We start from the raw sequence: 21,367 nt of genomic DNA on the forward strand, positions 1-21,367 counted from the left end.
CCACATCGTGGAGTCGAAAGTCCACTCTCCGTCGATGTACGCCGAGTGACGAGCTTTCGTTGGGATGGGTTGGAATCGCGTGGATCGGGCGTGCTTCGGGAGGCGGCGGGAAGCGGGCAGCGTGCCGCGGCGGTCAGTCGGGGTCGGGTCCGGTCGGGTCCGGCCGTTCGAGACCGCGGAGCTTGGCCCGGACCTCCTCGGCGTTCCCGTGGCCGAGGTCGGTGTAGAGGTCCAGGGCCTCCTGCCAGACGGCGGCGGCGGAGTCGGGGCCCGTGGCGTCGCGGTGGAGGTCGCCGAGGCGGTCGAGGGTGCCGGCCAGTTCGAAGGGGCGGTCGAGCGCCCGGAACTCGTCGGCCGCTCGCCCGAAGTCGGCGAGCGCACCAGCGTGGTCGCCGAGGCGGTGGCGGAGGTAGCCGAGGCTGTCGGCGACGTGGGCGGCCTTGCCGCGGTCGCCGAGTTCCTCGAAGATCGCGTACGCCTCCAGGCACGGGGCCAGGGCCTCGTCGACCCGGTCCAGGTGGACGAGGAGCCAGCCGACCTCGTTGAGGGCGCGGGCCTGGCCGCCGAGGAAGCCGCGCTCGCGGTCGACGGCGAGCGCCTCCTCGGAGCAGGCGAGCGCGGCCGCGTAGTTCCCCAGGCGCTCTTCGATGTAGGACAGGCTGTGGAGGACGGCGGCGCGTCCCGGCCCGTCCCCGTCGGCGCGGTGCAACTCGAGCGCCGTCTGGAGATGGGTGCGGGCTTCGGGGAGCCGTTCGGTCAGGATCGCGGGGTGGGCCAGGTACCGGTGGGCGCGCGCCACGGCTTCGGACTGCCCGGTGCGCAGGCCGGCCTGGAGGGCGAGCTCGCCGAGTTCGACCAGCCGGTTCCACTGGCCGCGCTGCCCGAGCGGGTTGCCGCAGAACCACACAAGCTGCCAGACGTAGGCGTCGAATCCGGTCTCGGTGGCGTGGACGCTGGCGGCGACGACCCCTTCGAGCTCGTCCTCGATCCACTGCTTCGCAGTGTCGAAGTCGTCGAACCGCTCCGGTGCCGCCCCGGGGGCCGCGGGGTCGAGGGTGATCCGGTCGCGGCTCGGTTCGACGACCATGGTGGCGGCGAATCCGCTGTGGCGCCAGTGGTCGAGGCCGCGGCCGATCGCGGCGCGGCGCTCGTGCGCATCGTCGGTGCGCGCCGCCAGGGCCGCGGCGTGGTCGCGGAGCAGGTCGTGGAAGGCGTAGCGGCCCCGCTGGTCGAGGGTGAGCAGATTGGCCTGGACGAGTTCGCCGAGCACTGCGCGGGTGCGCTCGCGCGGTTCGGCGATGACGCTGGCGGCCCACGCCTCGGCGAAGTCGGGGGCGCGGTGGAGGCCGAGGAGGCGGTAGGCGCGCTGGGCGGCGGCGCCGAGGTGGCGCAGCGAGTGGTCCAGGGTGGGTGTCACCGCGGTCGCGGGGTCCGCGGGGTCGATCGCCAACTCCCCCAACCGGTCCGCGGCGAGTTCCGCGGTGTACGCGGCCAGCGGGTGGCGCTGCGGGTGGTGGTGGGTGAGGTAGTTGGCCGCGGCGATCTGGAGGGCGAGCGGGAGGCGTCCGCAGAGGTCGGCGAGGGCGCGGACCTCCTCGTCGGTGGCCGGTCCCGCGGCGAGTCGGCCCAGGAGTTCGCGGAGGAGCGCGGCGGCCTCGGTCTCGGTGAGCGCGTCCAGGTCCAGGCGGGTGATGCCGGGGCTGGTGACGTCGAGTCCGGAGAGGCGGGCCCTGCTGGTGACGAGCGTGAGGCATCCGGGGTCGGCGGGGAGGAGCGGCCGCACCTGCGTCTCGTCGCGGGCGTTGTCGAGGACGAGGAGGAGGCGCCGTCCCGTGAGCATGCGCTGGTAGAGGGCGGCCTGCGCTTCGGGGTCCGGCGGCGGGCGGTGCGGGTCGGCCCCGAGCTGGTAGAGCAGGCGGAGCCTGGCGGTCGCGGGATCGACCGGGGCGTCGGCGCTGTAGCCCTGGAGGTCGAGGTGGAGGCAGCCGTCGGGGAAGGTGGAGCGGACCTGCGCCGAGCGCGCCCAGCGCACGGCGAGCGCGGTCTTGCCGACGCCGCCGATGCCGGTGACGATCGCGAGGACGGCGTCGCCGCGGCCGTGGTCGGCGAGGAGGCGGTCGAGGCGGCGCAGGGCGGGGCGTCTGCCGGTGAAGGCGCGGCTCGCGGCCGGAAGGGACCGCGCGTCCCATTCGGGGGCGGTGTCGGGGTGCAGGGAGGTGCCGGTGAAACGGCGCCGGATCTCGTCGAGTTGGACCCGCTGCTGGAGGCCGAGGCCGAGGGCGGGGCTGCTGAGCAGCAGGTCGAAGCGGTCCGGCTCGTCCACTGCGGGCGGCGGCGGCAGGTGCTCGCCCTTGATCCAGTTGTAGACGGTGCTCATGGAGACGTCGGGGGTGGACTCGGCGAGTTCGCGGACGGAGGTGCCGGCGTCGGCGATGCGGGCGCGCAGCCAGGCGCCGAGCTTCACGGGCGTGTCGAGGTGGTCGAACTCGCCGGGCTCGGGCGCGGCCTGCACGCCTGCGGCCGCGAGCCAGCCGCGCACCTGGCCGGGGCTGACGCGCAGGTCGCGGGCGACGTCGGCGACGGTGAGGCGGTGGCGCTCGAGGTGGGTGGCGAGCCATGCTGCGAAGCGCGCCGCGGTGTCGGGGCTGCCGGGATGCACGGTCTGATCTCCTGGTGTGTCAGGTCAGTTCGCGTTCGGGGAGTTCACCGGTGGCGGTCATCAAAAGGGTGCCGACGAACGCCGACGATCCGAGGGTACCGAGGAGACGCCGACTTTGTTGGACGGGCGCCCGTGGGGACTCACGCACGCAGCACGCCCGATTCGCGGGAACACGGTCTGTGACGCGGGCGTGGCCGTCGTCCGGAACGCGACCTACCACCTCAGGGTGCGGCACCGGACGCTGTTCCTTCGCGACCCCGAGGGCAACCTGATCGAGGTCTACGCCGAGTACTGACCGGCGGGAGGGCTGCGTACAGCCGTACGGGCGAGGGCTAGGGTATGCCGCGTGGAGCTACACGTCGCGAAGTCCGGGTCCGATAGCGCAGCCGGCACCGCCGAGGACCCCCTGCTCAGCATCGGTGCGGCCGCGGCGCTGGCGCGGCCGGGTGACAGCGTTCTCGTGCACGAGGGCGTGTACCGGGAGTGGGTGAACCCGCCCCGCGGCGGTACGGCCGACGCGCCGATCACGTACCAGGCCGCGCCTGATGCGGACGGCCTCTACGAGGCGGTCACGATCACCGGCGCCGAACCGGTCGGCGACTGGCGTCCGCACTCCGCGGGGGTCTGGGTGGCGACGGTGCCGAACGCCGTGTTCGGGGACCGCAACCCGTACACCGAGCGCATCGGCGGGGACTGGTTCTTCGACCAGGTCAACACCTGGCACACCGGCGAGGTGTACCTCGACGGCAAGTCCATGTACGAGTCGCTGACCCTCGGCGGCGTCGAGCGTCCCGTGGTCACCGAGGACTCGTTCGACCCCGAGGGCTCCCTGCTGACCTGGTACTGCGAGGCGGGCGACGACGCCACGACGATCTGGGCCAACTTCGGCGGCGCCGACCCGGCCGACCACGAGATCGAGGTCAACGCCCGCAAGTTCGTGTTCTGGCCCGAGGCCACCGGGATCGACCACATCACGGTTCGCGGCTTCACCCTGACGAAGGCCGCCACGCAGTGGGCGCCGCCCACCGCCCTCCAAGAGGGCCTGATCGGCCCGCACTGGTCCAAGGGCTGGGTGATCGAGGACAACACGATCACCGACTCGAAGAACGTCGGGATCTCCCTGGGCAAGGAGGCCGTCACCGGGCAGAACGAGGCCGCCGCGGGTCCCAAGGCCAAGGGAGGCACGCAGCGCGAACGCGAGGTGATCCAGCGGGCCCTCGCGCTGCGCGGTCCCGACGCCGGCGAACCGCACCCCTGGCACCGGGACCACGTCGGCTCCCACACGGTGCGCCGCAACCGGATCCGGGACTGCGAGCAGGCCGGGATCGTCGGCCACCTCGGCGCGGCGTTCTCGACCATCGCCGACAACCACATCTCCGGCATCCACGTGAAGCGCCAGTGGCACGGCGCCGAGGTCGCGGGCATCAAACTGCACGCCGCCATCGACACCGTCATCAGCGGGAACACCATCCACCACACGCACCGGGCCCTGTGGCTCGACTGGCAGGCCCAAGGGACCCTGGTGCGGCGCAACGTCTTCTACGCCTCCACCGCCGAGGACTTCATGGTCGAGGTCTGCCACGGCCCGTACCTGGTGGACGCGAACCTGTTCCTGTCGCCGTGGGCGGTCAAGGACATGTCCTCCGGCGGCGCCTACGTGCACAACTACTTCGCGGGCCGCATCGCGAACTGCACCGAGCACCAGCGGTACACCCCGTACCACCTGCCGCACTCCACGGCCGTCTACGGCGTCTCGAACATCCTCGGCGGCGACGACCGGTTCTTCAACAACGTCTTCGTCGGCGACGGCGAACGGTCCGAGTCGCAGGCGGAGCCGGCCCTCGCGAGCTTCTGGAACGGCGCCATCGACATCGACGGCGTGCCCGGCCAGGCCACCTTCGTGCCGACCCCCGTGGGCACGTCGCAGTACGACGCGTACCCGACGCCGGAGGAGTACCCGAGCGATGGGGACGGCAGCGCGCTGGCCGGGCCGCGCCTGCCCGTCCGGGCCGAGGGCAACCTGTACGCGGAGGGCGCCGAGCCGTTCCGCGCGGAGCCCGAGCCCCGTGTCGCGGCCACGTCACCGGTGCGTGTCGAGGTGGTCGACGCCGCGGCCGGCACGGTCCGGGTCGAGACGGCCGGCGCCGTCGCGACCGTCGCCACGGTGACGACCGCGCGCCTCGGCACGAGCTACCACGCCGAGATGGGCTACACCGATCCCGACGGCTCCGATCTGGACCTGAGCAGGGACTTCACGGGCCTCCCGCGCGGCGAGACGATTCCGGGCCCCTTCGCGGCCGGGGCCCCGACTTACCGAACGCTCCTCGCACCGGCCCCGGGCCGCCGCGCCTGAGGACCCGCTCCCCCGGTCACGCCATGTCGGGATTGAGGGCCTGGTACAGCACGTGGTCCTGCCAGCGGTCCGCGATCTTCAGGTACTGGGGGGCCAGGCCGTAGCGTACGAAGCCGTTGCGCTCCAGCACCTTCTGCGAGCCGAGGTTGTGGGCCAGGGTCTCGCCCTGGACGCGGTGCAGTCCGAGTTCGCCGAAGGCGACCGCCTTCGCGAGCCGGACCGCCTCGGTCGCCACGCCGCGCCCGGCCTCGGACTCGGCCACCCAGTAGCCGAGGCTGCACGACTGGAACGCGCCCCGGATGACCGAGTTGAGCATCATCTGGCCGACGATCCGCTCGCCGTCGAGGATGACGTGGGAGCGCCCGGTCCCGGCCTGGGCGTCGGCGATCGCGGTGGCGAGGGTGCCGGCGACGCCCTCCTCGGTGAATTGCTCGTCCGAGCGCGCCGGCTCCCAGGGGGTCAGGTACTCCCGGTTCGCGAGCCTCAGTGCGGCGATCGCGGCGGCGTCGCTCGAACGTACGGGTCTGATCGTGATCACCTGCGAATCATGCTCGCCGCCTCCCCCGGGACGCGACGCGGGATGCCGTCCGCTGCCGCTTGGTCTTCGCCGGGCTCCCTTCTCGAATGCTCAGACCGCCGCGCTCTCCGCGGATGCTCGGCGCTGATCGGCACCGGTGGTGGAGAGGGCGCGGGCGTTCGGGCCGGTGAGGAGGAGGGCTCCAACGAGGAGGACGGGGAGGGCCGCCGCCGCGAAGCCCCAGGGGATCGAGTGCTGCAGGACGAGGCCGAGCATCGCGATCGAGAGGGGTTCGAAGACGGTGCGGGTGAACGCGAGGATGGAGTTGACCCGGGCGAGCAGGTGGTGCGGGGTGGTCGTCTGGATGAAGGTGGGCAGGGCGACGTCGGAGCTGTAGGCGACGCCGATGCCGAGCACGAGCAGAAGCGATGCGGCCCACCAGATGCCGCCGACCTGGCCCAGGAGGATGAAGACGGCGCCCTCGGCGAGGGTCATGCCGATGATGAGCACTCCCCACCGTCTGGGGAGGCCGGTGACGGCGGCGGCGAGTGCGCCGATGAGTTGGCCGGCGCCCCACGCGGAGATCAGGATCGAGAGCCCGAGCGCACTGTCGCCGAGGGACCGGGCGAGGACGGGCAGGCCGATGGCGAAGAGGCCGGAGTAGCTCAGGGTCGCGGCCGAGACGACCAGGAGGACCACGCGCATGCTGGGCGACTTCCACGCGTACCGCAGCCCCTCGGTGAGGTGTCGGAGCAGGGAGGCCGGCGCGGTGGGCTCGTCCTGGTGACCGGGGATGGCCAGGCAGGTCAGGGCCGCGGCGGCGAAGGTGACGGCGTTGGCGCCGATCGCGATCCCCGCGCCGTACGCGGTGGTGAGGAGGCCGCCGGCGAGGGGGCCGACCAGGAAGGACACCTGCTCGGTGACGCTCTGGATCGCGTTGCCGCGGGCGTAGTGGGCGGGCGGGATGAGCTGCGGGACCACCGATTCCGCTGCGGGAGTGAAGAACGCGCCCGCGACCCCCATGACCACCGCGAGCGCGTACAGGTGCCACAGTTCCCAGCTCTCGGCGAGCACCAGCCCGGCGACGGCGGCCGCGGCCGCCGCGCGCAGGAGGTGGCAGGCGATCATCACCGTCCGCGGGCTGAGGCGGTCGGTGACGGAGCCGCCGATGAGCAGCAGCGCGCCTCTGGGGAGGGTCTGCGCCAGGAGCACGCCGGTGAGGGCTCCGGCCGATCCGGTCGACTGGAGCACCAGCCAGGCGAGCGAGACCGCGAACGCCGCGTCCCCGGTCATCGACAGTCCCTCACCGCCGATGACGGTGAGGAACCTGCGGTTGCGCAGCGGCGCGGTCCGGTCGGTCATGTCCTTCGCTTCCCGCCCGCTCGGGGCTCAGGTGGTGAGGTCGTCGGAGCGTCCGGCGCGGATGCGCGACCAATGGGCGATGGGGCGCCCGTCGGAGCGGAACGGGTGGACGTCCGGGGTCTCGGGGGTGGGCCCGTGGGTCTGCGGCCAGCCTTCGGGTGAATCCTCCCAGGGCTCCTGCCGGCCGTAGACGGTGAGGTCCATGAGCCGGTAGTTGATGTCGACCGCCTCGACGCCGCGCGAGGTGGTCCAGTAGGTCTCGTAGACGCGGCCGTCGCGCTGGAGGTAGCAGACCACGTGCATCGACCCGATGCGCCGTCCCTCCAGAAGGGTATCGAGCGAGGGCTGCGCGGAGTACCAGGGCATCTTCCAGCCCATGAACTCGTGGTACCGCTTGCTCTCCTCGTACGGGCCCTGGCAGAACACGGCGTACGTGATGTCCCTGGAGTGGACGTAGGACAGCTCGTCCACCTGGGTGTTGTTCCAGGTGCAGCCCTCGCACTGCTCGGCCGCGGGATGGCCGGGGTGCCACATGAAGTAGTAGGTGATGAGCTGGCTGCGGCCTTCGAACGTGTCGATCAGCGGGACCGGGCCGTCTGGGCCGGTCACCGGGGTCCGGGCGTCGACTTCGACCACCGGCAGGCGCCGCCTGGCGGCGGCGAGCCGGTCGCCGGCCCGGGTGTGGGCCTTTTCCTGGACGCGCAGTTCGGCCAGGCGCGCTTCGAAGGCGGCGCGGTCGGTGACGGCGGGTTCGGGTGCGTTCTCGAGATGCATCGGACGGTCCTCCTCGTGGTTGTCTTCAGTCCTGTCTAGACCGCTGTGCGTCCTGTTCGTCGGACGTCAGCGGACGGTGGCGGGTTCGGGTTCCGGGGCCGGGGCTGCGGCCGCGGCCGCGGCCGCGGCCGCGGCCGCAGCGTGCGCGGGGCGCAGGGTGCGGCTGGCGATCGCGGCGGCGATGGCGACGGCGGCGAGGACCGCGCCCGCGATGATCGCCGCGGGGACGCCGGCGGTGTCGATCGCGCGCCCGCCGGTGAAGGCGCCGATGGCGTCGCCGAGGTTCGCGGCGGACGCGGGGAGGGAGGCGGCGAGGATCGCGCCGGGGCCGGCGAGGTGTTCGACGCGGTGCTGCCAGGGGCTGGTGACGCCCGCGCTGCACATGGCGAGCGCGAGCACCGCGAGCACGGCGGCGAGCGGGTTCGCTCCCCACAGGACCATCGCCACGAGCGCCGCCGCGACGCCGACGGCGCCGACGGCCAGGGCGCGTGCGGCGCCGGTGTCGGCGAACCTGCCGCCGCCGAGCGACCCGACCGCGGCGGCGATGCCGTAGCCCATCAGGCATGCCCCGATCCAGGGTCCGGAGATCCCGGCGGTGCCTTCCAGGAACGGGACGAGGTAGGTCAGCGTCGCCGAGACGCCCGCGAACAGCAGCACGCCGACCGCGAGCACCGCCAGGACGCTCGGGGCGAGCGCGAACCGGAGCTGGCCGAGCATCCCGACCCCGCTCTCGGCCGGCACCCGGGGCACCAGGATCCAGGCGGTCAGGAGCACGGCGGCGGCGGCCAGGACGACGGCGAGGAACGACACGCGCCAGCCGACGGCCTCGCCGAGGAGCCGGCCCAGGGGCATGCCGACCGCGCCGGAGACGGCGAAGCCGGAGATCACGACCGCCATCGCCCGGCCGGCCCGGTCCCGGGGCACGATCGAGGTCGCGGTGGTGATGGCGGCGGCGATGAACAGCCCCTCGACCGCGCCGATCGCGAGCCTGGCGGCGATGAACGCCTCCAGGCCGGCGCCGAGGGCGGGGAGCAGGTTGAGCGCGGTGAAGGCCGCGAGCGCGGCCAGCAGCACTGGGCGCCGGTCGAGGCGCGCGGTCAGGAACGTCAGCAGCGGGCCGCCGACGGCGATCCCGAGGGCGTTCGCCGTCACCAGCGCACCCACTGCCGAGACCGGGACGGCGAGGTCCGCGGCCATCAAATCGAGCATGCCCATGACGAGCATCTCGGCGCATCCCATCACCAGCGTCCCCGTGAACAGCGCGCCAAGGGCGATCGCCACTCGTGAACGGCTCTGCGTATCGAACATCGCAACCTCCGAAAATATGCAACCTTTGGTTGCACATAACCCTGCCACACTCCCCGCTCAATTGCAACCTTTGGTTGCATCAGCTGGTCGGGCGGCCTGCCGCGGTCATGCGAGCGAGCGCAGATGGTCGGCGGTGAGGGTGATCGCGGCCGAGCGCACGTTCGCGAGCAGGTGCCCGGGATCGACGGTGCCGGGAATCGGGAGCACCGCCGGTGAGCGGTGCAGGAGCCAGGCCAGCGCGACCTCGTGCCTGGTCGCGCCGAGGTCGGCCGCGACGGCGTCCAGCCGGGGTGCGTCGCCCGGCGCGATCGCGAGGGGCCGCCACGGCAGGAACGCGATCGAGGCCGCTTCGCAGGCGGCGACCACGGCGTCGTCGCGGCGGTCCGAGATCGAGTACTTGTTCTGCACCGACACCACGTCGACGAGTTCGCGGGCGGCGGCGAGCTGTTCGACCGTGACCTGCGAGAGGCCGACCATCGCGACCTTCCCCTGCTCGGCGAGTTCGTTGAGGGCCCCGATCTGGTCCTCGAACGGCACCTTCGGGTCGATCCTGTGGAGCTGGAAGAGGTCGAGCCGGTCGACGCGCAGCCGCCGCAGGCTCAGTTCGACCTGCTGCTTCAGATACTCCGGGCGCCCGAGCGGGACCCAGGCGCCGCCGGGGCGCGACTGCCCGGCCTTGGTGGCGACGAGCAGTTCGCGCGGGTACGGATGCAGCGCTTCGGCGATCAGCTCCTCGTTGTGCCCGAGCCCGTAGCTGTCGGCGGTGTCGATCAGCTCGACCCCGGCCGCGACGGCGCGCCGCAGCAGGGCGATCGCCTTGGCGCGATCGGGCGGGGCCTCCCAGGGAGTGTCGCCGGACAGGTGCATCGCCCCGAGCCCGATGCGGCGGACCCGCCGGTCGCCGAGGGCGACCGTGGCCGCGGGAGTGCTGACGTGTTGGCGGTCGTCGCGAATCATGGCCTCAGCTTCGCGGGGTAGGGCGGCCCGCGCGACGGATTCGCTCCTGGGCGAATCCTCGTGGTGTTCCGACGCCTTCAGCGTCCCGTCGCGTCCGGTGGGAGGAGGTCGTCGCCGAGGGTGGTCCGCACGTACAGCACGGAGCGGCCGATCCTGGTGGCGGTGACCAGGCCCGCGTCGCGCAGTGCGGTGAGGTGCGCGGAGACGCCCGCCGGGGACATGCCGGTGCGGGCGGCGAGGTCGGTGGTGGAGACCGGTGCCGAGAGCTCGGCGAGCAGCCGGGCGCGGGACCTGCCGATCACGGCCGCGAGCGCGTGGAGGGTGGTCGCACTCCCCCGCTCCCAGAGCGTGCCGACGCCGCGCGCCGGGTAGCGCAGGACGGGCTGCCAGCGCCGATCGGTCTTCGTGGCGACCCGCGGCCAGACGAACACCGAGGGCACGAGGACGAGGCCGCGCCCGTCGAGGCGGCGCTCGTCGCTGACGCCGCCGTGCTCGATCGTGAGCACCCCGTCCTCCCATGCGACGGTGGCGTCGAGGCCGTTCAGGAGTCGGCCGGCGCCGCCGTCGGCGAACTGGCGGGCCCGGTAGAGGACGTCGGCTTCCAGCAGGCTCCGCATCCGCGGCCAGTGCGGTTCGAGGACGAGCGCCCAGTACCGCTCGATGGTCCGGCAGATCCGGGCCAGCCCTGCGGCCGGGTCGGACCGCAGCTCGCGGACGATCGGCGCGGTCGAATCGGCGAACGGAGGTTCGTCGAGATCGAGGGTGTTGAGGCCCGCAGAGTCAGCTGCGGCAAGGTCGAGAGCGGCGGGGTCGAGGGCGGCAGGGTCGAGTGTGGCGGAGTCGCGGAGGTCCGCGAGCTCGGTTCGCAGGTCGGGGGTCGGTGTCGTGGGCGTGGGAGCCAGGAACCCGGGCAGCCGGTGCGGATGCGCGCACGCCAGCGCGGTGAGCGGTTCGAGGTCGAGGGCTGCTTCGCGGATCTGCCGCCGGGCCCGTTTGACCCACGGGAGGTGCACCGCATGCGATGCGGGCGCGTGGAGCGCTCGCAGGCTCGCGACGACCTCCCAGAGCGGGGAGAACGCCATCCGCACCTGGGATACGTCCCGGGTCGACACCGTCAAGCGAAGCACGCCTTCGAGTCTCACACACCACCCGAGGTTGAGCAGTCCGGATTCGCGCACACGCGAATCCGATGAGGTGCCGGAAGACGGCTGCCGGACACGCTCGGCCGGCGTGGATCAGTCCTTGAGGGACTCGCGGCGGATGCTGTTCAGCATCCGCCTCACCGAGACGACGTGGGCGCCCGATCCGACGACGAGGGCGTGGTAGGCGCGCCCGCGCAGCCGGGGGAATTCGGCGTTGCTGCGCGCGGTCACCTGGGTCCGCACCGGCGTGATCTCGGCCAGTTCGAACGTCAACCGGTACCGCGAGAACCGGTGCCGCCCTGCGAATCCGAGGACCCGTTCCGGGACCAGCTCGACCCGTTCGAACCCTCGCCGCGGCTGCGTGCCGAGCAGGAGGCCCAGCGGGTGCCGGTCCCCGATACCGAGCGTGTCGGACCACCGGCACAGCCCGGCCCAGACCCGGTCGCGCGGCGCGTCGATGGCGATCCGGTGCTCGTCGAGCAGCGGCAGATCCGGTGCGGGCGATGACGGTTCGGGAGCGGCCACGGTACCGAGCCTATCCGGTATCAGCGGACCGCTCCGACGGCCCGGAACGGGGCCGCACGCTCGCCTGCGGACGGTTCAGGCGACGTCGCGCCGCATCGGGGCCAGGACCGCCGCGGCCGCAGCGGCCAGCGCGTACGCGAGGAGCACCGCCGCGCCGAGGAGCGGGGGCAGGAGCGCGGTCGCCCTCCCGGTCACCTCGACGGCGGCCGCGCTCATCAGGCTCGACTCGGTGAGCGCCGCGGTCGCGCCGCCGGGCAGGAACGGGTACGCGAGGCTGAACCCGGGGATGATCGCGAGCACGTGCTCCACCATGTACAGGTAGGCGCCGAGGACCAGCAGGGTCGCGGTCTGGTTGCGCAGCAGCGCACCGACACCGACGCCGATGACCGTGTAGGCGGCCATCGCCGCGGCGAGCCCGGTCAGGAGCCCGGCCGCGGTCCCGGCCCCGATGCCGACCTCGACGCCCTTGAGCGCCGCCGTCCCGTACAGGCCCGCGGCCGCCGCGAGCGCGACCAGCGTTCCGTAGACCGCGCCCGCGAGGGCGTACGCCGCGAGCTTGGCGGCGAGCACCCGGTGGCGGCGGGGTGCGAACAGGAACGTGTAGGCGATCGTCCCGTGCCGGTACTCCGAGGTCACGGCGAGCGCCCCGAACAGGGCCGGGACCAGGACCGTGAGTCCGATCATGCTGAGCACCAGGCGGGCGCCGGCGTCGGTGGCGACGCCCGGCATGGGCGGGTCGAAGTGCTCGGGTCCGATGAGGACGCAGAGGGCGGTGAGCCCGCCGCCCGAGAGGAGCGCGGCGGCCGGGCCCCACTTCCACAGCGGGGTGGTGAGCAGGCGGCGCAGTTCGGCGCGGACGAGGTTCATGCGGTCGCTCCGGTCAGGTCGAGGAAGGCGTCCTCAAGGGCGCCTTGGCGGGTGAAGTCGGCGAGGGGGCCGGTGGCGGCGATGCGGCCGCGGTGCATGACCGCGACGTCGTCCACCAGCCGCTCGGCCTCGGACAGGACGTGGCTGGCGACCAGGACGGTGCGGCCCTCGGCGGCGAGGTCGCGCAGGAGGCCGCGCAGCCAGGCGATGCCGGCGGGGTCGAGGCCGTTCGTGGGCTCGTCGAGGACGAGCACGGGCGGGTCTCCGAGCAGCGCGGTGGCGAGGTTGAGGCGCTGGCGCATGCCGGTGGAGTAGCCGCCGGCGCGGCGGTGGGCGGCGTCGGCGATGCCGGTGAGGGCCAGGACCTCGTCGATCCGCGAGTCGGGGCAGCCGATGAAGGCGGCGTAGACGCGCAGGTGGTCGCGGCCGGTGCGGGCGGGATGGAGGCCCTTGGCCTCCAGGGCGGCGCCGACGGTGCGGGCGGGGTCAGGCAGGTCGCGGTAGGCGCGGCCGCCTATGCGGGCGTCTCCGGCGTCGGGCCGGACCAGGCCGAGCAGCATCCGCAGGGTGGTGGTCTTGCCGGAGCCGTTGGGGCCCAGAAAGCCCGTAACGCGGCCGGGTTCGACCGCGAAGGTCGCGTCGGTGACGGCGGCGACGGGGCCGAAGCGCTTGGTGAGTCCCCGGATCTCGAGGCGGTGGGGCGGGTGCATGCCGGTGCTCCGATCTTCTTGGTCTGGTCTTCTGAGATTGGTCTGCTTCGAATGGCTTATGTATCTGTTATAGCTCATGTATATCAGATAGAATGACGGCATGCGAATGACGCTCGACGTTGACAGCGAGGTCCCGATCTACCAGCAGATCCGGGACCAGATCGTCACGGCCATCGCCGAAGGCGACCTCACCGCCGAGGACCCGCTGCCCTCGACGCGGCAGCTCGGCGGCGACCTCGCGATCAACTTCCACACCGTCAGCAAGGCGTACGACCTGCTCCGGCGCGAGGGGTTCATCCGGGTCAACCGCAAGAGCGGCGCGGTCGTGCGCCGCGACCCGCGGTCGGGCCCGCCCGAACCCGGCATGGCCGACGCCTGGGAGGAGCGCCTGCGCATCCTGCTGGCCGAGGCCGTCGCCCACGGCCTCGACGCCGACGAGGTCCTGCACCGCTCGGGCCGTGTACTCAACTCGTTCGGCCGCAATGCCTCCGAGGGCACCGCCTCCGAACGTGCCGCATCCGGTCATGCCGCCTCTGGCCGCGCCACCCCTGGCCGTGCCGCCTCAGAACGCGCCGCACCCGACCAGTCCACCTCCGACCCCGTCGTCTCCGATCGGAGCCTCACGTGAACCTCGCCGACACCGCCCTGCTGCTCGCCCTCTTCGCGACGGTCACCACCGCCTGGTGGGCCGTCCCGGCCCTCACCCGGGCCCGGTACGTCTTCGGCGTCGCCGTCCCGCCCGACCGGGCCGCCGACCCCGCCCTCACGGCTATCCGCGACCGCTACGGCCGCAACGTGATCGTCCTCGGTATCGGGCTCGCCGCACTGACGTTCCTGGCGGGGCGCTTCACCGATCCGGTCGCCGCACTGGGCACGGGCGCGACCGTCCTCGTCGCGGCCGACCTCGCCGTCTACGCGCTCGCGGGGCGCGCCGTGCGCGCCGCGAAAGCGGACGGCGACTGGTACGCCGGGACCCGGCAGGGCGTCATCGCCGACCTGACGTTCCGCACCGATCCGGTCCGCGTCCCGTGGACCGGTCTCGCCCCCGCGCTCGCGGTCGTCGCGGCCACTGTCGCGATCGGACTCCTGCGGGCGGGGTCGCTCCCGGATTCCCTGCCGGGCATGGACGGGGCGACGATGGACGGCGGCCCGCGCGTGCCCACCGGCTTCTGGACCGCCGCCAACCCCGTCCTCGCCCAGGTCGCGCTCACCGCCGCGACCTGGCTCGTGCTCGTCGCGATCGTGCGCTCACGCCCGGACATCGACGCCGCGCGCCCCGCGGCCACCGCGCGCCGCTACCGGGCCTACCTCCAGGCCCTGGTGCACCTCGGCCTCGTCACCGCCGTCTGCGCGAACCTGACGCTCGCGGGGATCGCCTTGCGGCTGTGGGAGATCCTGCCGGCGACCGTCCTCACCACGGTCGCGGTCTTCACGCCGCTCGTCGTCGCCGCGGTCTTCGCCGTGCGGTTCGAGCTGCGCGTGGGCACCGGCGGGCACCGCCTCCCTGCGGCGCCCGACGAGGAGGACGAGGACACCGGCCTGGTCCAGCGCGACGACGACCGGCACTGGCACCTCGGCGGCCTCGTCTACGCCAACGGCGACGACCCGGCGGTCCTCGTCCACCAGCGCGTCGGCGGCTCCCAGTGGACGCTCAACCTCGGCCACCCCGTCGGACGGACGACCGGGATCCTGCTCGCGGCGGCGATCCTCGCGGCCGTCGTGCTGGGCGCCGCAGGGGTCATCGACCTGCCGGAGACGCGACGGCTCTGAGCGTCGCGGCTCTGGAACCGGGTCAGGCCCTCCAAGACCGGCGCGGCTCGAGTTCGATGACGGGCGCGGCCGGCGGATACGGCGGGTACTGCTCGACCAGGTCCTCCCAGACCTCGTTCGGGATCGCGAGCCCCGCGTCGATCATCGCCGCGCCGTGCCACAGGCCGATCTCCTTGAGGGCCTTGGCAGTGGCGCGGCAGATCTCCTCGTTGAGGAACGCGAACCGCTCCCCGGCCGCGTCCCGCTCCGCCAGCTCCGCCGGATCAGTCGCGTGCTCCAGCCGGTCCAGCAGCTCCCCCAGCCGCTCGCACTCCTCCACGAGCGCCAGCACCGGCCGGAACCCCGCGGCGATCGCCGCATCGGTCGACTCGTCCATGTCCCACCCCTCTCGGAGCGGACTCTATCGGCGCCGCGCCCCGCCGGTGCGGCATGGTTGGACCAGGCCGGCGAGTCGACATGGTCATGTTCGCCCGCGGCCGGGACGGCTCCGGCGGCGGAGCCATTCGGTGATCTGGAGCAGCAGGCCGATGAGCGGGATCCCCAGCGCCAGCGCCGGGAACAAGGTGTGGTTCGTCAGCCTGTCGCCGGTGAAGAGCACCGCGGCGGCGATGACGATCCCCGTCAGGGCGACCGAGCCGTAGAAGATCCGACGCGTCGGCACCAGCCAGGCCGCGAAGCCGAAGTACGCCGCGGCGCCCAGGTGGATCAGGATCGCCTCGACGGGGACGGTGCCGGGTTCGGGGGCGCCCTCGATGTAGCCGGGGGTCTTCGCCCCCAACAGGGTCCCGATGATGAGCAGCAGGATCACCTCGATGAGGACGGTGTCGAACCGCGGGCGCGGCGACTTCCAGCAGACGAGCAGGAAGAGCACCGCGGGCGTCGCGAGCCAGACCCAGACCAGGCTTTCGGCGAGCGGCACGGTCCAGCCGGTGCGGTCCGCCTGCATCGCGTGGTCGAGGTAGACGACGAGGCCGGCGATCCAGGCCGCCAGGAACACCAGCCAGGACAGGGTCCTGACCACGGCGCTGCCCGAGATCATCGCCGTGGCGATCGCGACCGCCATGGCGAGGAGGTACGGGATCATCGCGACGGGAGAGCCGGTCAGCAGGAGGGCGACGGCGAGCAGGACGGCCGCGAGCGGGCCGCCGAGGGCTTCGGGACGGCGCCGCAGGAGCGGGGCGCGGGTGTCGAGTGCGGTGGTCATGGGGGCAGTATCGAGTCCATGCGCAACCGGTCCGCTCCTGGTTTCGCGTGTTTCCTGTAGGGCTGCTACAACGCCGGCTGCGGTGGTGTCCGGTTTCGCCGGTGATTTTCTCGGTTTCCGACAACGGCAAATGGGCTCGGAGCGCCGGATTCAGTCGGTGAAGTACGCCTCGGCGACGGCGCGGGTGTCCTCGTAGAGGTGGTAGCGGGTGATGCGGCCGTCCTGGACGGTGGTGTGGAGCGCGAACGCGGTGTCGATGTCGCGGCCGGTCCTCCGAACCTCGGATCGCATGCGGCCGAACATGACCACGTCGTCGCCCTCGGCCACGACCTGGCGGACGTCGAATTCCTTGGCCCGCACGTGCTCGCCGAGGAGCTCGAAGAACGTGCGCATCCCCGCGGCGGAGTCGACCTCGGGCACCCAGGGGATACCGGGCGGGTGCGGGATCGAGAAGTCGACCGTCGCGGCGAACAGCGCCGCGGCTTCGGCGGTCTTCCCCGCCGCGAGCAGGGGGAAGAGGCGCTGGACGGTCTCGGTGGGCGTTGCGGAGGTCATGCGGGTCCTCTCGGGTCGGCGGGCCGGTCGGAGCCGACCGTACCGGTCTCGGGCCCGCCGGTCTTGAACGGAACGCGCGGATCAGGTGAGCAGTGGCAGCAGTGCGGGGCCGAAGGCGCCGCCGAGCTGGTAGCAGAGGTTGAACAGCCCGATGGCGAGCGGCGTGTCGCGCGGGTCGGTCCGGGCGGTGGCGAAGGCGATGAGGATGCCCTGGCCGCCCGCGGCGGCGATGAGCGCGGCGCCGAGGGCCGCGAGCGCGGGCGTCGGCCCCGCCGCGAACGCCAGGAGCGGGGCGGCGGCGCCGAACGCGATGAGTACGCCCACGGTGGCGGCGCGGCCGAGCCGGGATGCGGTGGCGGCGAGGCCGAACGCGAGCGCGGCGGCGACGAGCTGGACCGCCATGGCCGCCAGGCCGATCGTGCCCGCGTTCCAGGCGGTGCCGTGGTCCAGGCGGCTGGGCACCACGTAGAGCAGCGCGAAGTAGCTCGTGCCGAGGACGAGGATGAGTCCACAGTAGACGGTGAAGCGGCGGTCGCGCAGCAGCGAGTGCGGGAGGAAGCCCTCGGGCCTGCGGCGCACGTGGAGGGCGAGCAGGACCGCGAGGACCGCGGCGGCGATGAGCGAGGGCAGCGGGCGGCTGGGGAGGAACGTGAGGGCGGTGCCCAGCGCGAGGACGTAAAGCAGGCCCGGGACGTCGAAGGGCCGCGCCGGGCCGCGGGCCGGGCCGGAGGTGCCGAGGACGCCGATCAGCCCGATCAGGGCGAGCGCGGGGAGCATGAGGGCGACGCGCCAGGAGATCCAGTCGGTGGCGAGGGAGCCGACGAGGGCGCCCACGGAGGCGACGGTGGCGAGGGACGCGGCGATGAGGCCCATGCGCCCGGCCGTCCCTGCGAGGTTCATGGCGACGGCGATGAGTCCGGCGCTGCCGAGGGCCTGGAGGGCGCGTCCGGCGAGGGCGGTTTCGAGGCCGGGCGCGACGGCCACGAGCAGTGTTCCGGCGGTCATCAAGAGCGCGTTGAGGATCAGGGTGAAGCGCACGCCGCGGCCGGCGATGAGCGCCGCCGCGAGGGGCGCGCCGATTGCGACGCCCAGGCCGTTGACGGTGGCGAGCCAGGTGGCGGTGGCGACGTCGACGCCGAGCCCGTCGGCGATCTGCGGGAGCACGATCGTCGGGCCGGTCAGGCCGAAGGCGCCCGGGGCGGCGAGGGCCGCGAGCCATCCGGCGGCGACGCGCGGGGCGGCGGTGCGGTCTCGGGTCTCGGCGTCGTTCACGGGGGCCTCCAGTGGTGGCGATTTATCAGAACATAATTACAAGAACGTCATTCTGGAATTTAACTTGATAATGTCGTGGGCGCAATCGACAGTGAGGAGCACCATGTCCGCCAAGCGCCGGGGACGGCCGCGCAACGAGGCCGCGCGCACCCAGATCGTCGAGGCCGCGACCGCCCTGTTCCTGCGGGACGGGTACACCGGGACCACGGTCGGCGCCGTCGCGGACGCCGCGGGCGTCGCGGTCCAGACGATCTACTCGGCGTACGCCTCGAAGGTCGGCGTGCTCGCCGCCGTCCACGACAGCGCGATCGCGGGCGGGGAGCCGCTGCCGCTCCTCGAACGGGACTGGGCGCTCGGGCTGGCGGGCGAGGCGACCGCGGCGGCGGCCTGGGACCAGACGGTCCTCCACGTCGCGCAGGCGACCGAGCAGGTGGCCCCGGTCTTCGCGGTCATCGAGTCGGCCGCGGCCGACCCCGAGGTGGCCGAGCTGCTGAAGGAGCTCCACGGCCAGCGCCACCGCTTCAGCGTCGCGCTCGCTGAACGGCTGCTCCCGCTGCCCGGGGCGCGGCCGGACGCCGACCCCGCGCGGGTCGCGGACCTCCTGTACGCGACGCTCAGCGTCGCCACGTACCTGCCGCTCGTGGTCGAGCGCGGCTGGCCGATGGAGCGGTGGCGGGCGTGGGTGCACGAGGTCGGCGGGCGGGAGGTCCTTGCGGGAACGCCATGACGGGCGGCGCGGTCGCAATGGCGGGAGGTCTCGGCGGAAGCACTTGCCCGGCGGGGAGCCGTGCCGCAGAATGATCAGGCTCGCCCCCTGCGGCATCGAGAGAGGACACGACGCCTTGGCCGAACTGCCACCGGGCCTCCAAGCCCACATGGACCGCGCCCACGCGCGGGCCAACCGCGAACTCGACGACGTCATCGCCGGCCTGGAGCCGAAGCTCGCCGACGCCGGCACCGAGCAGCGCGTCATCATGATCATGGCCGCGCTCGATCCCGTCGTGGACGACCTCGGCTACGCCAAGGCGCTGTGCGCCGCGGCCCTGAACCGGATCCTCGACCAGCGAGCACAGGAGCGGCCGTCATGACCTGGAACCCGATCGAGGACACCGTGCTGGTCTACGAGACCCCGGACGGCGCGTACGCGACCCGCCGGGCCCGGCTCTGGGAGGACCCCGAGACCCGCGCGCACCGGTGCGTCCTCACCGAAGCGGCCGACGACCAGGGCATGTCGATCGTCGACGCCGCGGCCGACGTGGCGGACGCTGTCGAGAAGGCGTGGGGCGCGCACTGCGCGGTGATCGAGCACCACCCCGCGAAGGGCGCGGAACCCGAGCGCTTCGACGCCGTGGCCGTGGACCGGTTCGGCGAGGCGACGCGGACCCCGCTCGACCCCGCAGGGCTCGCGGCGGAACTCCCGGGTCTGGTGGACGCGGCCTGACCGTCCGCCCCGATTCACTTCCGGGGCTTGGGGTCGCGCCTTGTCACCGGTGCCGCAGGCCCCCGGCGTAGCCGATGGCGACAGCGCACGCCACGAGCGCGACGCTCCCCAGGACGAGCCCGCCCGACGCGCCGAAGAAGACGACGGCGACCGCGACGAGGACCGGGCAGAAGAACGCGGGCCAGGCGGCGAGGCGGAGCCTCCGCGCGATGAAGGGCCCGGCGATCGCCGCCGCGAGGGGTCCGAGGGCGAAGGCGGCGAGGACGTACTCGAAGCCCTCCCAGTCGGACTCGTCGGCGCCGGAGCCCGAGACGGCCGCGCCGACGAGGACGAGGGCGGTCGCGACCAGGGCGGCGACGGCGAGCTGGGCGAGCGCGGTCCACAGGCCCTTGAAGGCGGCCTGGATGCGCTCGTCCCGGCTCTTCCCGCGCGCGGGAGTGTCGTCTCGGCTCATAGCCACCGAGCGTAACCGGCGGCTGCGCCGGCTCGGCCGCGGAGCGTTCGGGCCGACCGCGCCCATGGACGAGACGGGTGGACGCGGTCAGAGGAGGCGTCGGCAACGCTGCGGATGCCGGCCGGTCAGCTAAGCAGACTTGGTCGCTCAAACAACGTCGAACTCGTTTCCCTCGGGATCAAGGAGCGCGGCGGCGTAGTGGCCCGTGTCAGGCTGGTCGTTGACCCGCAGGAGGGTGGCACCGGCGGCGACGAGACGCTGGACGGTGGCATCGACGCGCTCGGCACGTACGGCGACGGGGACGTCGCGTCCACCGCCGACCTTCAGGTCGAAGTGCCAGCGGTTCTTGCCGGTCTTCGGCTCGGGAACCTGCTGGAACCAGACGCGCGGGCCGCGCTCGGTGGGATCGACGATCGACTCGGGGAGGTCCCCGCTCCCGGGTGGCAGCTCCTCGGCGGGCACGCCGATCGCCGTCCAGTACGCGCGCCACGTGGCGTGCCCGGCGGGCGGAGGCTCGGGGACGTAGTTCAGGGCCGGGGCCCAGAACGCCACCATCCGCTGCGGGTCGGCGCAGTCGATCACGAGTTGCACTGTCAGCTCCATGCCCCGAGCCTCCCAGACCGGTCCGACAAGCACCGTCGCTCGACGATCCCGACCCCTGCCTACGATGAGCCGGAAATGGCCGAATGCTTCGAGTCCGGTTCGGCGGCATCGGGTGTCGGGGGGCGGTGTCAGACTCGGGGGGTTGCTGAGTGCGTTGGAGGCGGTATGTCGATCGAGGTCGAGGTCGTGGCGGAGGAGTTCGGGCGGGTGCTGCTCGGGAACGACGCCTCGCTGATCGCGGAGTACTTCACCGACGACTGGGTGTACGTCGGGCCCGACGGCATGGTGCCCAAGGCCGATCTCATCGAGTGGATCTCCTCGGGGCGGCTCGCGCACCACACCATGGAGGCCGTCGGGCCCGAGCGCACCGTCGTCACGCGGGACGCGGTCTTGGTGACCTGTCGGCGCACCAGTACCGGCGCCTGGGAGGGCGAACCGTACGCGACCGACGAGTGGATCACCGACCTGTGGGTGCGCAGCGGCGACACCTGGCGGTGCGCGTTCAGCCAGAAGACTCCGGCCTGACCAAGACCCCGACGCGCCGTTCACCGCGTCTCCTCGGGGTCGGCCCTGCCCCGGATCTCCTCGCTTCGCCAAGCTGAGGCGTTGGGCCTCAACGGGTTTCGAGGCGGGGTATTTAGCGCTCAACCACTGGCACCGCCTGGGCCTTGACTTAGTAACACCAATGGAGTTAATTTGTTTGTCACACCTTGCCCGTCCCCCAACGGGTCGAGGGACACCCCCACAGGAGTTTCAGATGAGGAACCCCGCCGTCCACCCCTACTCCCCCGCACTGCGCGCCGCCTCCACAAGCGCTGCGGCAGTTGCCGTTTCACACACCGGTTCACAGCCCTCCCCCGTCCTGTCCTGGGACGCGGCGAAGCACGCCTGAAC

General features: G+C 72.9%; 21 protein-coding genes and 2 pseudogenes. 7 read left to right on the forward strand and 16 right to left on the reverse strand.

Features of this window, described 5'->3' with window-relative positions; translation table 11 throughout:
* Nucleotides 1-133: 133 nt before the first annotated feature.
* Nucleotides 134-2,659, reverse strand: a complete 2,526-nt coding sequence (locus BLS99_RS00990) for a tetratricopeptide repeat protein (RefSeq protein ID WP_091041989.1) — start codon at nt 2,657-2,659, stop codon at nt 134-136.
* A 346-nt stretch (nt 2,660-3,005) separates the two neighbouring features.
* Here BLS99_RS00990 and BLS99_RS00995 point away from each other — a divergent pair, with 346 nt between their 5' ends.
* Nucleotides 3,006-5,012, forward strand: coding sequence for a right-handed parallel beta-helix repeat-containing protein (locus tag BLS99_RS00995; protein WP_091041994.1), 2,007 nt, complete (start codon nt 3,006-3,008; stop codon nt 5,010-5,012).
* A gap of 16 nt (nt 5,013-5,028) precedes the next feature.
* Here BLS99_RS00995 and BLS99_RS01000 read toward each other — a convergent pair whose 3' ends face one another.
* From BLS99_RS01000 to BLS99_RS01040, 9 genes and pseudogenes are all read right to left on the reverse strand, one after another.
* The gene (locus tag BLS99_RS01000; RefSeq protein WP_218126140.1) at nt 5,029-5,550 is read right to left on the reverse strand and encodes a GNAT family N-acetyltransferase; all 522 of its coding nucleotides are present in this window, start codon (nt 5,548-5,550) and stop codon (nt 5,029-5,031) included.
* A gap of 90 nt (nt 5,551-5,640) precedes the next feature.
* Entirely contained in the window at nt 5,641-6,891 is a 1,251-nt protein-coding gene (locus BLS99_RS01005) for an MFS transporter (protein ID WP_091041998.1), read from the reverse strand.
* 27 nt (nt 6,892-6,918) lie between these two features.
* A complete protein-coding gene (locus BLS99_RS01010; RefSeq protein ID WP_091042001.1) occupies nt 6,919-7,665 on the reverse strand; it encodes a DUF899 family protein in 747 nt (248 codons plus the stop codon).
* 66 nt (nt 7,666-7,731) lie between these two features.
* The gene (locus BLS99_RS01015; protein WP_218126142.1) at nt 7,732-8,973 is read right to left on the reverse strand and encodes an MFS transporter; all 1,242 of its coding nucleotides are present in this window, start codon (nt 8,971-8,973) and stop codon (nt 7,732-7,734) included.
* 105 nt (nt 8,974-9,078) lie between these two features.
* Nucleotides 9,079-9,930: an aldo/keto reductase gene (locus tag BLS99_RS01020; RefSeq protein WP_091042006.1), complete on the reverse strand. Its 852-nt coding sequence runs from the start codon at nt 9,928-9,930 to the stop codon at nt 9,079-9,081.
* Nucleotides 9,931-10,007: 77 nt separating this feature from the next.
* Nucleotides 10,008-11,042: an ArsR/SmtB family transcription factor gene (locus tag BLS99_RS01025; RefSeq protein ID WP_245712157.1), complete on the reverse strand. Its 1,035-nt coding sequence runs from the start codon at nt 11,040-11,042 to the stop codon at nt 10,008-10,010.
* 123 nt (nt 11,043-11,165) lie between these two features.
* Nucleotides 11,166-11,597: a hypothetical protein gene (locus BLS99_RS01030; RefSeq protein ID WP_218126145.1), complete on the reverse strand. Its 432-nt coding sequence runs from the start codon at nt 11,595-11,597 to the stop codon at nt 11,166-11,168.
* Between the two features lie 75 nt (nt 11,598-11,672).
* Entirely contained in the window at nt 11,673-12,464 is a 792-nt protein-coding gene (locus BLS99_RS01035) for an ABC transporter permease (RefSeq protein ID WP_091042010.1), read from the reverse strand.
* 47 nt (nt 12,465-12,511) lie between these two features.
* Nucleotides 12,512-13,174 (reverse strand): annotated as a pseudogene (locus BLS99_RS01040) (ABC transporter ATP-binding protein); the annotation flags it as partial.
* Between the two features lie 100 nt (nt 13,175-13,274).
* Here BLS99_RS01040 and BLS99_RS01045 point away from each other — a divergent pair.
* Nucleotides 13,275-13,661 (forward strand): annotated as a pseudogene (locus BLS99_RS01045) (GntR family transcriptional regulator); the annotation flags it as partial.
* Nucleotides 13,662-13,798: 137 nt separating this feature from the next.
* On the forward strand, nt 13,799-14,944 hold the full coding sequence (locus tag BLS99_RS01050) for a DUF1648 domain-containing protein (RefSeq protein ID WP_091042020.1): 1,146 nt from the start codon (nt 13,799-13,801) through the stop codon (nt 14,942-14,944).
* A gap of 22 nt (nt 14,945-14,966) precedes the next feature.
* Here the strand turns inward: BLS99_RS01050 and BLS99_RS01055 are convergent, their stop codons facing one another.
* From BLS99_RS01055 to BLS99_RS01070, 4 genes are all read right to left on the reverse strand, one after another.
* Nucleotides 14,967-15,320 (reverse strand): hypothetical protein, encoded by a 354-nt coding sequence (locus BLS99_RS01055; RefSeq protein ID WP_091042024.1) that lies wholly within the window; start codon nt 15,318-15,320, stop codon nt 14,967-14,969.
* Nucleotides 15,321-15,404: 84 nt separating this feature from the next.
* Nucleotides 15,405-16,148, reverse strand: a complete 744-nt coding sequence (locus BLS99_RS01060) for a hypothetical protein (protein WP_091042029.1) — start codon at nt 16,146-16,148, stop codon at nt 15,405-15,407.
* Nucleotides 16,149-16,298: 150 nt separating this feature from the next.
* On the reverse strand, nt 16,299-16,703 hold the full coding sequence (locus BLS99_RS01065; protein WP_091042034.1) for a nuclear transport factor 2 family protein: 405 nt from the start codon (nt 16,701-16,703) through the stop codon (nt 16,299-16,301).
* 81 nt (nt 16,704-16,784) lie between these two features.
* Nucleotides 16,785-17,975: an MFS transporter gene (locus tag BLS99_RS01070; protein ID WP_176953153.1), complete on the reverse strand. Its 1,191-nt coding sequence runs from the start codon at nt 17,973-17,975 to the stop codon at nt 16,785-16,787.
* A 103-nt stretch (nt 17,976-18,078) separates the two neighbouring features.
* On the opposite strand from BLS99_RS01070, the gene BLS99_RS01075 reads away from it, so the two are divergent.
* The 3 genes from BLS99_RS01075 (at nt 18,079) to BLS99_RS01085 (ending at nt 19,416) form a co-directional block, all read left to right on the forward strand.
* Nucleotides 18,079-18,702 carry a TetR/AcrR family transcriptional regulator gene (locus tag BLS99_RS01075; protein WP_176953154.1) on the forward strand — a complete coding sequence of 208 codons (624 nt, stop codon included), beginning with the start codon at nt 18,079-18,081 and terminating at the stop codon, nt 18,700-18,702.
* Nucleotides 18,703-18,817: 115 nt separating this feature from the next.
* Entirely contained in the window at nt 18,818-19,063 is a 246-nt protein-coding gene (locus tag BLS99_RS01080) for a hypothetical protein (RefSeq protein ID WP_143034644.1), read from the forward strand.
* Nucleotides 19,060-19,416, forward strand: a complete 357-nt coding sequence (locus BLS99_RS01085; RefSeq protein WP_091042051.1) for a hypothetical protein — start codon at nt 19,060-19,062, stop codon at nt 19,414-19,416. The genes BLS99_RS01080 and BLS99_RS01085 overlap by 4 nt, the downstream gene beginning before the upstream one ends.
* Before the next feature lie 43 nt (nt 19,417-19,459).
* Here the strand turns inward: BLS99_RS01085 and BLS99_RS01090 are convergent, their stop codons facing one another.
* On the reverse strand, nt 19,460-19,870 hold the full coding sequence (locus tag BLS99_RS01090) for a hypothetical protein (RefSeq protein ID WP_091042056.1): 411 nt from the start codon (nt 19,868-19,870) through the stop codon (nt 19,460-19,462).
* A 147-nt stretch (nt 19,871-20,017) separates the two neighbouring features.
* A complete protein-coding gene (locus BLS99_RS01095) occupies nt 20,018-20,473 on the reverse strand; it encodes a VOC family protein (protein ID WP_091042059.1) in 456 nt (151 codons plus the stop codon).
* Nucleotides 20,474-20,638: 165 nt separating this feature from the next.
* Here BLS99_RS01095 and BLS99_RS01100 point away from each other — a divergent pair, with 165 nt between their 5' ends.
* Nucleotides 20,639-20,998: a nuclear transport factor 2 family protein gene (locus BLS99_RS01100; protein WP_176953155.1), complete on the forward strand. Its 360-nt coding sequence runs from the start codon at nt 20,639-20,641 to the stop codon at nt 20,996-20,998.
* Nucleotides 20,999-21,367: the final 369 nt, after the last annotated feature.

The sequence above is a fragment of the Glycomyces sambucus genome (assembly GCF_900102815.1).
GTDB classification, from domain to species: Bacteria; Actinomycetota; Actinomycetes; order Mycobacteriales; family Micromonosporaceae; genus Glycomyces; species Glycomyces sambucus.

Coding starts and splice junctions, on each gene's coding strand:
- BLS99_RS01005 (WP_091041998.1), bottom strand. CDS start 6,891: ATGACCGACCGGACCGCGCCGCTGCGCAACCGCAGGTTCCTCACCGTC.
- BLS99_RS01010 (WP_091042001.1), bottom strand. CDS start 7,665: ATGCATCTCGAGAACGCACCCGAACCCGCCGTCACCGACCGCGCCGCC.
- BLS99_RS01015 (WP_218126142.1), bottom strand. CDS start 8,973: ATGTTCGATACGCAGAGCCGTTCACGAGTGGCGATCGCCCTTGGCGCG.
- BLS99_RS01020 (WP_091042006.1), bottom strand. CDS start 9,930: ATGATTCGCGACGACCGCCAACACGTCAGCACTCCCGCGGCCACGGTC.
- BLS99_RS01035 (WP_091042010.1), bottom strand. CDS start 12,464: ATGAACCTCGTCCGCGCCGAACTGCGCCGCCTGCTCACCACCCCGCTG.
- BLS99_RS01055 (WP_091042024.1), bottom strand. CDS start 15,320: ATGGACGAGTCGACCGATGCGGCGATCGCCGCGGGGTTCCGGCCGGTG.
- BLS99_RS01060 (WP_091042029.1), bottom strand. CDS start 16,148: ATGACCACCGCACTCGACACCCGCGCCCCGCTCCTGCGGCGCCGTCCC.
- BLS99_RS01065 (WP_091042034.1), bottom strand. CDS start 16,703: ATGACCTCCGCAACGCCCACCGAGACCGTCCAGCGCCTCTTCCCCCTG.
- BLS99_RS01075 (WP_176953154.1), top strand. CDS start 18,079: ATGTCCGCCAAGCGCCGGGGACGGCCGCGCAACGAGGCCGCGCGCACC.
- BLS99_RS01085 (WP_091042051.1), top strand. CDS start 19,060: ATGACCTGGAACCCGATCGAGGACACCGTGCTGGTCTACGAGACCCCG.
- BLS99_RS01090 (WP_091042056.1), bottom strand. CDS start 19,870: ATGAGCCGAGACGACACTCCCGCGCGCGGGAAGAGCCGGGACGAGCGC.
- BLS99_RS01095 (WP_091042059.1), bottom strand. CDS start 20,473: ATGGAGCTGACAGTGCAACTCGTGATCGACTGCGCCGACCCGCAGCGG.
- BLS99_RS01100 (WP_176953155.1), top strand. CDS start 20,639: ATGTCGATCGAGGTCGAGGTCGTGGCGGAGGAGTTCGGGCGGGTGCTG.